This window comes from Brevundimonas balnearis (assembly GCF_042434805.1).
Classification (GTDB): domain Bacteria; phylum Pseudomonadota; class Alphaproteobacteria; order Caulobacterales; family Caulobacteraceae; genus Brevundimonas; species Brevundimonas balnearis.
The window spans coordinates 675,289-687,904 of the sequence record NZ_JBHLSW010000003.1 but is presented as its reverse complement, the minus strand read 5'-3'; the positions used below and the strand labels follow the sequence as shown (position 1 = coordinate 687,904).

Sequence of the window (12,616 nt, the reverse complement as noted above, 5' to 3'; positions counted from 1 at the left end):
CCTTCCGGGAATTGTCTGACTAATCCAACTTAGGATCAGCCGGTCATGTCTTCCAGTTCCTTGCCCTTGGTTTCCTGGATGAAGGAGCGGACGAGGAAGAAGCTGACGACCGCGGCGGCGGTGTACATCGCATAGGTCGCCGCCAGGCCCAGCCCGTCGGCCATAGCCGGGAAGCTCTGCACCACCAGATAGTTCGCGCCCCATTGGGCCAGACCCGCGATGGCCAGGGCCGAGCCGCGCATCTGGTTGGGGAACATCTCGCCCAGCATGACCCACATGACCGGGCCCCAGCTGAAGTTGAAGAAGATGACGTAGAGGTTGGCGGCGACGAGCGCCGTCAGGCCGGCGGTCTCGTTCAGCGCGAGGTTGCCGGCCGCGTCCTGGCTTGCGCCCGAGAAGGCCCAGGTCATGGCGCCGAGCGACAGGGCCATGCCGACCGAGCCGATCATCAGGAGGGGTTTCCGGCCGACCTTGTCGATGACGGCCAGGGCCGCGAACACCGCCGCGATCGAGACGGCGCCGGAAATGATGTTGCGCTCCAGGGCCACGGCCTCGGAAACGCCGGCGAGCCGCCACAGGGTCTCGCCGTAGTAAAAGATGATGTTGATGCCGACGAACTGCTGGAAGGTCGCCAGCATGATGCCGGCCCAGACGATGGGCCGGAACACCGTGCCCTTGGCGGCGATGTCGGCGAAGCTGGGGCGGTGGTCCTGGGAGAAGCTGGCGCGGATCTCGACCAGCTTGCGGTCCGCCGCCTCGGCCCCGAACAGCCGGGTAAGGACGGCGCGGGCCTGGTCCTCGCGACGGCGGCTGACGAGGTAGCGAGGGCTCTCGGGGATGAAGAACAGGGCGACCAGGAAGACCACGGCCGGCGCGGCCTGGGCCAGGTACATCCAGCGCCAGGCCTCGGTGCCCGCGATCTGGCCCAGCGAGGTGCCGGCCTGGCGGGCCAGGAAGTAGTTGACCACGAAGGCGGCGGTCAGGCCGGTGATGATCATCACCTGCTGGACCGTGCTCATCCGGCCGCGGATGCGGGCGGGGGCCACCTCGGAGATGTAGAGCGGGGACAGCACGCTGGCGGCGCCCACGGCCATGCCGCCGGCGAAGCGCGCGGCGACGAACAGCTCGTGCACGTCGGTCAGCCCCTGAATGAGGGCGCCGGCCACGAACAGGATGGCGGCCAGGATCATGACCGTGCGGCGGCCGACGGCGTCGGCCAGACGCCCGGCGAAGAAGGCCCCCGCCGCGCAGCCGATCAGCAGCGAGCCGACGGTGAAGCCGAGGCTGGTCGAGTCGAGTCCGAACGCCTTCGTCAGGCCCGCCTGGGTGCCGTTGACCGCGCCGCTGTCGTAGCCGAACAGAAGCCCGCCGATGGTCGCCACCGCCACGATGGCGACGATGAAGCCCATGTTGACGCGGTCCGAGCCCGCGATGTCGGGGCTGGAAGCCCCTGTTGGTCCAGCCATTTCACATCCTCCCAAGGGGTTCTTGAGCGACCCCGGTTGACCCCCGCCGCCTATCTCCAGCCGGCGTCGACGAAAAACTCATGCCCGGTGACGAAGCGCGCGTCGTCCGAGGCCAGGAACAGACCCAGCGACGCCACGTCGGCGGGCTGGATGCGGCCCTTCAGGCACTGGGCGGCGACGATCTCGGCTTCCCCTTCCGGGGTGTACCATTTCATCTGTCGCGGCGTTTGAACATTGCCCGGCACGATGCAGCAGACGCGGACCCCGTCGGCCCCGAGCTCCCGCGCCAGGGCCCGGGTCATGCCCTCGATCCCGGCCTTGGCGGTCTCGTAGATCGATAGGTCCGGCAGTCCGAGATGCCAGGAGATGGAGCCGAGGTTCAGGATCACGCCCTTGCCGCGCGCCCGCATGCCCGGCGCCACGGCCTGGGTGGCGAAGTAGAGGTGGCGCAGGTTCACCGCGATGCGGTCGTCCCAGTATTCGGGCGTGACCTCGGCCAGCGCATGACGGTCGTCGTTGGCGGCGTTGTTGACCAGCACGTCGGGCGTGCCGTGCACCGCGCCGATGTCCGCCAGACAGGTCTTGAGCCGCTTGAGGTCGGTCAGGTCGCATTGGACGAAGCCGGGCGGCGCGGGCAGGTGCTTCAGCGACGCCTCCAGCGCGCGGGACTCCGCCTCCATGACGTCGAGGAAGAAGACCTTCGCGCCCTGTCGGGCGAAGGCCTCGGTGAAGGCGGCCCCGATTCCGGACCCTCCCCCCGTGACGACGACGAGCTTGTCCTTAAGCGATGGATAGACGGCGTTCATGCGGTCGCTCCTCAAGAAGGCCGCGACCGGCCAGATTGTACATCAGATCCACCAGGCCGAAGCGCCACGGAGGGGCCTTGTCGCTGGTGGTCACGCGGTTGCGCAGCGTCCCCAGCCGCTCCGAGGATACGGTGACGAGATCGCCGGTCTTGTGGGTGAAGCCCTGGCCCGGCGCGTCGCGGTCCTGGATCGGCGCGAACATGGTCCCGAGGTAAAGGGCGAAGCCGTCGGGATACTGGTGGTTTTCGTTCAGCGTCTGGCCGACGAGGTCCAGCGGATCGCGGCTGATGAGGCGCATGGAGGAGGCGCCCTCCAGCACGAAGCCGTCCTCGCCCTCGACCCGCAGCGCCACCTTCGCGTCGCGCACGTCGTCGAGGGTGAAGCCGCCGTCGAACAGGCGGATGAAGGGGCCCAGCGCGGCCGAGGCGTTGTTGTCCTTGGCCTTGCCGAGCAGCAGCGCAGAACGGCCTTCGATGTCGCGCAGGTTCACGTCGTTGCCCAGCGTCGCGCCGATGACGCGACCGGTCGGGTCGACCACGACCACCACCTCGGGCTCGGGGTTGTTCCAGACGCTGTCGGGGCGCACGCCGACCCAGTCGCCCCAGCCGACCGAGGACAGCACCGGCGCCTTGGTGAAGATCTCGGCGTCCTTGCCGATCGCGACCTCGAGGTACTGGGACCACAGTCCGTCGGCGATCAGCGCGTCCTTCAGGGCGAACGCCTGATCGGAGCCCGGCCTGACGGCGGACAGGTCGGCGCCGACGCGGTCGGCCAGCGCCGCGCGGATGGCCTGGGCCTTGTCCGCGTCGCCGCGCGCCCGCTCCTCGATGACGCGCTCGACGGCCGACACCGCGAAGGTGACGCCCGACGCCTTCACGCACTGCAGGTCGAGGGGCGACAACAGGCGAGGCGACCGATCGGGCGCCTGATAGGCGGCGCTCAGGCCGAGCGCGTCAAGATCGCCGAGATCGCGGCCGGTGGCGGTTGCGAGGTCCTCCCGCGCGCCGGCCTGGGCCGAGGTCGGCGCCCATCCGCTGATGTCGATCACACGCCCGTCGCGCACCAGCACCGGCGTCGGGCCCTCGGGCAGGGCCAGGCGGCCCAGAAACACGCCCTCCCGCCAATCGGCCGGAAGGTCATTCACCAATGTCGTCATTCGCCCCCGGAGCCCCCTATCAAGCCGCGACCGTCAGGGTGGCGGTCTTCAGATCGACCGAGTTGGGGCCGGCCATCAGGGTGAAGGTCCCTGGCTCGACCACCCGTTCCATGTCGACGTTCCAGAACCAAAGGTCCTTCGGGCCCACCTCGAAGGTGACGGTCGTCGCGGCGCCCGGCTCCAGCGTGACGCGCTGGAAGTGCTTCAGCTCCTTGACCGGCCGCGTGACCGAGGCGTGGTCGTCGCGCACGTAGAGCTGGACCACCTCGTCTCCGCGCACACGGCCGGTGTTGCGCACGTCCACCTCGACCCGGACCGTCTCGCCGTTGCGGATCGTGGCGCGCGCCAGCCGGGGGGCCGACATCTCGAAGGTGGTGTAGGACAGGCCGAAGCCGAAGGGGAACAGGGGCGAGGTGTCGCCGAACAGATAGCCCCGGCGCGACGTCGGCTTGTGGTTGTAGAACATCGGCAGCTGGCCGACGCCGCGGGGGATGGTGACCGGCAGCTTGCCACCCGGATTGACGCGCCCGAGCAGGACGTCGGCGACGGCGTGACCGGTCTCCTGGCCCAGATACCAGCCCTCGATCAGGGCGTCGGCGCGTTCCGCCAGCTCGGTCACCGCCAGCGGGCGGCCGTTCAGCAGCAGCACGACCGTGGGCTTGTTCAGGGCGAAGACGGCGCGCGCCAGATCCATCTGCTGGCCGAACAGCTCGAGCGTGTCGCGGTCGCCGAGGTGGGCGTCGGCCCAGGCCTCGCGGCTGAGCTGTTCGTTCTCGCCCAGCACCATGAGGATCACGTCGGCGTCGCGGGCGTCGGCGACGGCCTGTTCGATGAGGCGGGCGTTGACCTCGGGCTCGACGGGTTCGACCAGGTCGGCGGCCCAGACCCGGCTCTTGGTCAGGCGAACGCCCTCGGAATAGACCACGTCGAAGCGGTCGCCGGCCGCGGCCTCCAGCCCCTCGACCACGCTGACCACGTGGCGCGGCACGTCCGAATAGCCGCCGATCGGCGTGTCGCGCGCGTGGGTGCCGAGCACCGCGAGCTTGCGCAGGCGCGCCGGGTTCAGGGGCAGGACGCCGTCGTTCTTGAGCAGGATCATCGCCCGGCCGGCCGCCTCGCGCGCCAGGGCCACGGCGTCCGGGGTCGCGGTGAGGGACTCAGCCGCGTCCGGGTCCGCGTAGGGCTGTTCGAACACGCCCGACAGGAACTTCATCGTCAGCAGACGGCGGACGGCGTCGTCGATCTGGGCCTCCGTCACGCGGCCGGACCGCACCAGCTCGGGGAGATGGACGTAGCCCTCGCCGTCGGGCAGCTCGATGTCCACGCCCGCGTCCAGCGCCCGGACGGCGGCCTCTTCGATCGTGCGGAACATGCGGTGGCGCGTGTTCAGCTCACGGATGGCGAAGTAGTCCGAGACCACCGCGCCCTTGAAGCCCCACTCCTGGCGCAGAACGTCGTGCAGCAGCCAGCGGTTGGCGTGGGACGGCAGGCCGTCGATCTCGTTGTAGGAGGCCATCACCGACATGACCGGCAGCTCGGTCACGGCGCGCTCGAACGGCGGGAAGAAGTTCTCGCGCAGCGTCCGCTCGGAGATGTTGGCCGGGCCGACGTTGGTGCCGTTCTCCGGCTGACCGTGGCCGGTCATGTGCTTCAGCGTGACCAGCACCTTGTCCGGGGCCAGCGGCAGGGTCTCGCCCTGGTAGCCGCGGATGGCGGCCAGGCCGATCTCGGAGACCAGGTGCGGGTCCTCGCCGTAGGTCTCCTCGATGCGGCCCCAGCGCGGGTCGCGGGCGACGTCGACCACCGGAGCCAGCGCCAGCTGGGCGCCCCGGGCGCGCATCTCCCGCGCGGCGACGGAGAAAACGCGGGTGACGAGGGCCGGGTCCCAGGTCGAGGCGAGGGCTATGGATTGCGGAAAGCTGGTCGCGCCGCGGGCGGTGTAGCCGTGCAGGGCCTCCTCATGCATCAGGATGGGGATGCCCAGCCGGGTCTGCTCGATGGCCCAGCGCTGGGCCGCGTTGATGTAGTCGACCGTCTGCGGGCCGTCGCGATTGACCGCGTCGCCGGCGGCGCCGGCCGCGCCGTTGACCGAAGGATCGACGCCGCGGAAGTCCGACGGTCGCGAGATCTGGCCGAGGCCGTGGGGGTGGGCGGCGGACGCCCTGGCCGGCGAGAAGTCGCCGTTCGGCTCCTGGATGTCGCCCTTCTTCTCCCAGATGCCGACCATCTGGGCGACCTTCTCCTCCAGCGTCATGCGCCGCAGCAGGTCCTCGACGCGGGCGGCCACAGGCTGGGAGGCGTCGCGATACAGCGCCCCCGCTTCCGGTCGGGCGGCCTGGGCGCGAGCGACGCCGGCCAGCGGCGCGGCGGCGACGGCTCCGAGGAGGCCGGTCACGAAGGTGCGGCGCGCGAGCGTGATGGTTCGGCCGTTGGCGATGGTCATGCAGTCCTCCCGTCAACCCGCTGGTTCGACCGAGGTCGTCCAGCGATGATAGCGCTATCATCACGATGATGCGGCTCGCCGCCGCCGTCAACCGACTCCCGACGCCCATCAAGTGGTAGTATTCGCCCGCGCCCCTGAGGGCGGCCTCGGACGATTCGACGCATGCCGGATTCTTCTTCAGCCTTTTCAACCCGTTCGCGCACCCGCGAAGGCGGCAAGCAGAGGCTGCACGGCTCGATCGCCCACGATCTGGGCGTGGCGATCACATCCGGCCGGCACAAGCCCGGCGAGATCCTGAGCAACGAGATCGAGTTCAGCGAGCGGTTGAAGGTGTCGCGCAGCGCCTACCGGGAGGCGGTGCGAATCCTGGCGGCGAAGGGACTGGTCGAGAGCCGGCCGCGGGTGGGCACACGGGTCACGGAGATGACGCGCTGGAACCTGCTCGATCCCGATGTCCTGGCCTGGTTCTTCGAGGCGGAGCCGTCGCGCGAGGTGGTCGACGGGCTGTTCGAGCTGCGGATGATTATCGAACCCGCGGCGGCCGCTCTGGCGGCCGCACGCCGCAGCGAGGTCCAGCTGGCGACCATGCGCCGGGCGCTGGAGGACATGCAGCGGCTGACGCTCAAGACCGAGGCGGGGCAGGCGGCCGACCGGGACTTCCACCAGGCGGTGCTGGACGCGACCGGCAATCCGCCCCTGGCGAGCCTCGCCTCGACGATCGGGGCGGGGGTGCGCTGGACCACCTTCTACAAGGGCCGCAAGCACAAGCTGCCGCCGGACCCCATGCCCGAGCACTGGGCGGTGTTTGACGCCATCGAGGCGCGGGACGCCGACACCGCCCGCCGCGCCATGGAGGTGCTGGTGGCCAACGCCCTGTCGCAGACGGCGGAGGCGTTGGCCGAGCGCTGAGGCGCATTGCCAAGTCGGAGAGGCGACGGCTATTTGTCGGAGTAATTAAACCGACGAGTCCCGCATGACACGCCGCCTCCGCTCCCGCGCCTGGTTCGACAATCCCGACAATCCGGACATGACGGCGCTCTATCTGGAGCGGTATCTGAACTACGGCCTGACTCTGGAGGAGCTGCGCTCGGGCAAGCCGATCATCGGCATCGCTCAGACGGGGTCGGACCTGTCGCCCTGCAACCGTCACCACATCGAGCTGGCCAAGCGGGTGCGCGAGGGCATCCGCGAGACCGGCGGCGTCGCGCTGGAGTTTCCCGTCCACCCGATCCAGGAGACGGGCAAGCGGCCGACCGCCGGGCTGGACCGGAACCTGGCCTATCTGGGTCTGGTCGAGCTGCTGTACGGCTATCCGCTCGACGGGGTGGTGCTGACCATCGGCTGCGACAAGACCACCCCGGCCTGTCTGATGGCGGCGGCGACCGTGGACATCCCGGCCATCGCCCTGTCGGTCGGGCCGATGCTGAACGGCTGGCACAGGGGCGAGCGCGTCGGCTCAGGCACCATCATCTGGAAGGCCCGCGAGATGATGGCGGCCGGCGAGCTGGACTATGACGGCTTCATCGACCTGGTGGCCACCTCGGCGCCGTCGGTCGGCTACTGCAACACCATGGGCACGGCCACGACGATGAACAGCCTGGCCGAGGCGCTGGGCATGTCGCTGCCCGGCTCGGCCGCGATCCCGGCCCCCTACCGCGAGCGTCCGCAGGTCGCCTACCAGACCGGCAAGCGGATCGTGGAGATGGTGCACGAGGATCTGCGCCCGTCCCGCATCCTGACCCGCGAGGCGTTCGAGAACGCCATCGTCGTCAACTCCGCCATCGGCGGATCGACCAACGCGCCGATCCACCTCACCGCGCTGGCGCGCCACGCGGGCGTGGAGCTGCCGATCCAGGACTTCGAGGCGGTGGGGCACCGGGTGCCCTTGCTGGTCAACCTGCAGCCGGCCGGCAAATATCTGGGCGAGGACTACCACCAGGCGGGCGGGGTCCCGGCGGTGGTGGCCCAGCTGATCAAGCACGGCCTGATCCACGAGGACGCCCTGACGGTGAACGGCCGCACCATGGGCGAGAACTGCCGCGACGCCGAGATCGTGCTGCCGGACGTGATCCGGACCTTCGAGGACGCGCTGGTGGAGGACGCCGGGTTCCTGGTGATGTCCGGCAACCTGTTCGACAGCGCCCTGATGAAGACCAGCGTCATCAGCCCGGACTTCCGCGCGCGCTACCTGTCCAATCCCGCCGATCCGGACGCCTTCGAAGGCCCGGTGGCGGTGTTCGACGGCTCGGAGGACTATCACCACCGCATCGACGATCCGGCGCAGGACATCACCGCCGAGACCATCCTGGTGATGCGGGGGGCCGGGCCGGTGGGGCATCCCGGATCGGCGGAGGTGGTCAACATGCGGCCGCCGGCGCACCTGATCAGACAGGGCATCACCGCCCTGCCGTGCGTGGGGGACGGGCGCCAGTCGGGCACCTCCGGCAGTCCCTCGATCCTGAACGCCTCGCCCGAGGCGGCCACGGGCGGAAACCTGGCGCTGCTCAGGAACGGCGACCGGGTGCGGATCGATCTGAAGACCCGGCGCGTCGACGTGCTGCTGGACGATGCGGAGCTGGCGCGCCGTCGCGAGGCGCTGGAGGCGGCGGGCGGCTATCGCTATCCGGTCTCGCAGACGCCCTGGCAGGAGATCCAGCGGTACATGGTGACGGAACTGGAGACCGGCGCGGTGCTGGAGCCGGCGGTGAGATACCACCGCATCATCGACACCATGGGCCTGCCGCGCGACAACCACTGAGGCGAGGGACACGGGCATGGCGGAACGGGCGGGCGTGCGCAGGGTCGTCATCGTCGGCGGCGGCGCCGCCGGCTGGATGACCGCCGCCGCGCTGGGTCGCCTGATCGCGCCGACCGGGGTCGAGGTCCTGCTGATCGAGTCCGAGGAGATCGGCACGGTCGGCGTCGGCGAATCGACCCTGCCGCACATCCGCGAGTTCAACGCCCGGCTCGGCATCGACGAGGCCGAGTTCATGCGGGCCACGCGGGCGACCTTCAAGCTGGCGATCGAGTTCCGGGACTGGGACCGGGTCGGCGACAGCTACATGCACCCCTTCGGCGACTTCGGCGCGCCGGGCGGCGGGGTTCCCTTTCACCAGTACTGGCTGGCCGGCCGGGCCCACGGCGACGTGGGCGAGCTGGACGAGTACGCCGCGCCGATCGTCGCGGCCCGCGCCGCGCGGTTCGGGCCGCCGTCGTCGGACGGCCGCTCGATCCTGTCGACCTGGGACTACGCCTATCAGCTGGACGCGAGCCTGTACGCCCGCTTCCTGCGCGCCTTCGCCGAAAAGCTGGGCGTGCGCCGCGTCGAAGGGCGGATCGTCGATGTGACGCAGGACCCCGCCAGTGGGCTGATCCGCTCGGTGCGGCTGGAGCGCGGAGAGGTCGTCGAGGGCGACCTGTTCATCGACTGCTCCGGCTTCCGTGGGCTGCTGATCGAGCAGACGCTGAAGTCGGGCTACACCGACTGGTCCCACTGGCTGCCGTGCGATCGCGCGGTGGCGACGCCGTGCCGAGGCTTGGGCCGGACCGAGCCTTACACCCGCGCCACGGCGATGGAGGCGGGATGGCGCTTCCGCATTCCCCTGCAGCACCGGGTCGGCAACGGATATGTCTACTGCAGCGCCTTCCTGGAGCCGGAGGCGGCGGAGCGGGCGCTGATGGAGGCGCTGGAGGGCGAGCCGATCGCGGGGCCGAACCACCTGCGCTTCACCGCCGGGCAGAGGACCCGCAACTGGGTCGCCAACTGCGTGTCGGTGGGGCTGGCGTCGGGCTTCATCGAACCGCTGGAGTCCACCAGCATCTATCTGATCCAGGCGGCGATCACGAAGCTGATCGAGCTGTGGCCGGTTCACGCCGGGGACCCGCGCACGGCGGCGGAATTCAACCGCCAGATGGACCTGCAGTACGAGCGTATCCGCGACTTCATCATCCTGCACTACAAGGCCACCCGGCGCGACGACTCGCCCTTCTGGCGGCAGGTGCGGGAGATGGACGTGCCCGACAGTCTGGCGGCGCGGATCGAGCTGTTCCGCGAGACCGGCGTGGTGGCGGACTATCGCGACGGCCTGTTCCAGCATCCGTCGTGGGTGGCGGTGCTGGTGGGGCAGGGGATCACGCCGCCGGTCGCGCACCCGCTGGCCCGGGCCGAGGCGCCCGAGCGGCTGGTCGCCGGGCTGAACCGGCTGCGGGCGACCATCGCCGAGGCGGCGGCGCGGCTGCCGTTGCAGGACGACTACATCGCGAGGCACTGCGCCTATGAGGGCGGCGCTCAGTCCGCCGCCTGAAGGTCGGGCTGAGGCGCGGGATCCACGAAGGCGGCGACCCAGACCAGGGGCGCGTTCCAGTTGATCGCCACCTCGTTCAGCGCATAGGACCTGAGGTCGTCGGCCCAGCAGCGCAGAGGCGCGCAGCGCCCCGCCATCCCGCGCGCCACGTCGTCGGCCATCCCGGTGTTGTTGGGGCCGCCCGACAGGGCGCCGGCCGGGGGGCGCGGATAGGCCGGATCGGCGGAATGCGCCCAGAAGCGGTGGTGCGGATTGAGCATCGGCCGGGCGCCCCAGCCGCTGACGAACGATCGGTCCAGGGGGTTGCGTCCGAGGATGAAGTCGAGCGCGGAGATCGCGCCGTCCCGGAACGCGGCCTCGCCGGTGAAGTCGTGGGCGAGCCCCAGGATCATCGCCCGGTTCATGAGCGTGCCGTTCGAGCCCCACTCGAACCGGGTTCCGGCGCGCGGGAAGCCGTAGCCCTGGGTCCGCGCCTCGGCGAGATAGGTCCGGGCGCTCGCGACCAGATTGGCGCGGGCGGCGTCGCGGTCGGCCGTAGACAGTTCGGGCGCCTCGGTCGCGAGGGTGATGGTCCCGAGCGCGGCGGTCTCGGGCCAGGCCGGGTCGCCGGTCGGCGCGCCGCCCGTGCTCGGCCCCGCCAGCCAGTAGGGGGAGCCGCGCGCGTCCCGAAGGAAGTCCTCCTCTCCGGTCGTGGCGTAGAGCTCTGCGGCGGCCCAGTAGAACTCGTCGGTCAGCTTGGCGTCGCCATAGCCGCCGCCGCCCTCGAAGGCGCCCAGCGCCTGGATGTCGGAGTGGCGCTCAGCCGCCGCATAGGCCCGGCGCCCGGCGGTGAGGCAGCGCTCGGCGAAGGCGGGATCGATGTCGCGCCAGACGCGGGCGCACTGGGCGGCGACGGCTGCGAGGTTCAGCGTGGCGGCCGTCGACGGCGGGTAGAGCAGGCGCTCCTCGGGGGCGTCGGCGGGGGCGGTCGGCAGGGCCGTCCAGGCGCGGTCGTGCACCTTGTGGTGCGCCATGCCGCCGGCGTCGATCTCGACAAGACGATAGCGGCCGTTCGGCAGCGCCTCGACCGCCACCCAGGCGCGGGCGCCGTCGGGAATCTGCATCCTGAGCAGGAACTCGAGCTGGTAGCGCGCCTCGTCGAGGAGGTCGTCGACGCCGTTGCCCGCCTCGGGAATGTCGGCCTGTCCGTCGGCGAAGGGGGCGAGGCCCCGGCGCTCGGCGCGCTCGTAGGCGTTGACCAGGGTCCAGACCGAGATGCCGCCGTTGACGACGTACTTGCCGTGGTCGCCCGCGTCATACCAGCCGCCGGAGACGTCCAGCGTGTGGTCGCAGCCGGGCCAGACCGTCCCGCGCGGATCGGTTCCGGAAAAGCAGGTCGCCCGCTCGTTCACATGCCCCGCCGGCCGCGCGAGCTCGGGCCGGTCGACGTGCTCGGCCAGGATCGGGACGCCGGCGCGGTTCTGGTAGAAGTAGGCCAGCGCATCGGCCTTCAGGGCCGCGAAAGGTCGGTCGGCGATCGCGAAGGAACGGCTCTCGGCCTCGCCGACGCGCAGCCGATAGTCGCCCGGCTGGTTCAGCGAGGAAAAGTCGATCCGCTGAACCGTGTCGCCCGAGGCGGCGTCCGCTCCGAAGGGCCGGGTCACGCCTTCCGCCGCGACGGCGCCGGACGCGTCGATCACCCGCCAGGGCAGGGGGCCGGCGGCGTCGGTGACCACGGTCGCCGCCTTGGGGCCGTAGGTCTCGAACCCGACCTGGTTGAGCCTGATCTCCTGGGCCTGGGCGGCGGCCGCCGCGAGCAGGGCCAGCGACGAGAGCCCGAGGGCGCGGCGGATCACCGCTCGTTCCTGGGCAGTCGCGCGGCGTCGTAGTTCTGGCCGAAGTTGAGCAGCAGGGCGGGACCCAGGTCCACTGTGTGGTCCGCTGTCGCCAGGTGCACGGCCAGGTTGGAGGCGCCGGCGGGATAGTCGGCCTGGGCCACGCCCGAGGCGTAGACCAGCTTCCACTCGGGGCCGACCTCGGCGGTCTCCTGGGCGATGGCGGCGTAGGGGGCGGTCGCCTGCTGAACCCTCAGCGGCAGGTCGGTGGTGGTCCGGCCCGGCGGCGGGGTCTCCACCCGGGCCCAGACCGCCAGCAGGATGGTGTCGCCCCGGTTGATGGCGCCGGGGATCGTCATCTGGGCGGCGGTGTCCCAGGGCTGAGCGGACCGGCGTGCGGCGACGCGGACGGCGCGTTCGCCGAGCACGCCCTCGGATCGCTGCGGCCGGGGCGGGCGGGTGACGCCGATCACCTGCCAGGACTCCACCCGCGGATTGTTGATGACGTACTGCATGATGTCGCCGTCCTGGCTCTGGACGGTCGAGGCCGGCGCTGTCGCGGTGAGCAGCGCCACGGCGGCGGCGAGAACCAGCGGTCTCATGATGTCTCTCCCAGACCCTGGATCT

At 70.7% G+C, this 12,616-nt stretch carries 9 protein-coding genes; 3 read left to right on the top strand and 6 right to left on the bottom strand.

Going from position 1 to position 12,616, the window contains the following annotated elements; all coding sequences use genetic code 11:
• Nucleotides 1-35 precede the first annotated feature (35 nt).
• Genes ACFFGE_RS04510 through ACFFGE_RS04495 form a run of 4 tightly spaced genes read right to left on the bottom strand, consistent with a single transcriptional unit; the run spans nt 36 to nt 5,871 of the window.
• Nucleotides 36-1,466, bottom strand: a complete 1,431-nt coding sequence (locus tag ACFFGE_RS04510) for a sugar porter family MFS transporter (RefSeq protein WP_376834709.1) — start codon at nt 1,464-1,466, stop codon at nt 36-38.
• Between the two features lie 50 nt (nt 1,467-1,516).
• Nucleotides 1,517-2,272: a D-xylose 1-dehydrogenase gene (gene xylB, locus ACFFGE_RS04505; protein ID WP_376834707.1), complete on the bottom strand. Its 756-nt coding sequence runs from the start codon at nt 2,270-2,272 to the stop codon at nt 1,517-1,519.
• Nucleotides 2,247-3,428: a fumarylacetoacetate hydrolase family protein gene (locus tag ACFFGE_RS04500; protein ID WP_376834705.1), complete on the bottom strand. Its 1,182-nt coding sequence runs from the start codon at nt 3,426-3,428 to the stop codon at nt 2,247-2,249. The genes xylB and ACFFGE_RS04500 overlap by 26 nt, the downstream gene beginning before the upstream one ends.
• Before the next feature lie 19 nt (nt 3,429-3,447).
• Nucleotides 3,448-5,871, bottom strand: a complete 2,424-nt coding sequence (locus ACFFGE_RS04495; protein ID WP_376834703.1) for a glycoside hydrolase family 3 N-terminal domain-containing protein — start codon at nt 5,869-5,871, stop codon at nt 3,448-3,450.
• Between the two features lie 162 nt (nt 5,872-6,033).
• Between ACFFGE_RS04495 and ACFFGE_RS04490 the strand changes: the two genes are divergently transcribed.
• The 3 genes from ACFFGE_RS04490 (at nt 6,034) to ACFFGE_RS04480 (ending at nt 10,175) form a co-directional block, all read left to right on the top strand.
• Complete coding sequence (locus ACFFGE_RS04490) at nt 6,034-6,780, top strand: FadR/GntR family transcriptional regulator (protein WP_376834701.1); 747 nt, start codon at nt 6,034-6,036, stop codon at nt 6,778-6,780.
• A gap of 64 nt (nt 6,781-6,844) precedes the next feature.
• Nucleotides 6,845-8,629, top strand: a complete 1,785-nt coding sequence (locus tag ACFFGE_RS04485; protein WP_376834699.1) for an IlvD/Edd family dehydratase — start codon at nt 6,845-6,847, stop codon at nt 8,627-8,629.
• 16 nt (nt 8,630-8,645) lie between these two features.
• Nucleotides 8,646-10,175 (top strand): tryptophan halogenase family protein, encoded by a 1,530-nt coding sequence (locus tag ACFFGE_RS04480; RefSeq protein ID WP_376834697.1) that lies wholly within the window; start codon nt 8,646-8,648, stop codon nt 10,173-10,175.
• Here ACFFGE_RS04480 and ACFFGE_RS04475 read toward each other — a convergent pair.
• Together ACFFGE_RS04475 and ACFFGE_RS04470 are read right to left on the bottom strand one after the other, a co-directional pair.
• Nucleotides 10,160-12,010 (bottom strand): glycoside hydrolase family 9 protein, encoded by a 1,851-nt coding sequence (locus ACFFGE_RS04475; protein WP_376834695.1) that lies wholly within the window; start codon nt 12,008-12,010, stop codon nt 10,160-10,162. The two genes, ACFFGE_RS04480 and ACFFGE_RS04475, sit on opposite strands and share 16 nt — an antisense overlap.
• Nucleotides 12,007-12,591: a hypothetical protein gene (locus ACFFGE_RS04470; RefSeq protein WP_376834693.1), complete on the bottom strand. Its 585-nt coding sequence runs from the start codon at nt 12,589-12,591 to the stop codon at nt 12,007-12,009. The genes ACFFGE_RS04475 and ACFFGE_RS04470 overlap by 4 nt, the downstream gene beginning before the upstream one ends.
• Nucleotides 12,592-12,616: the final 25 nt, after the last annotated feature.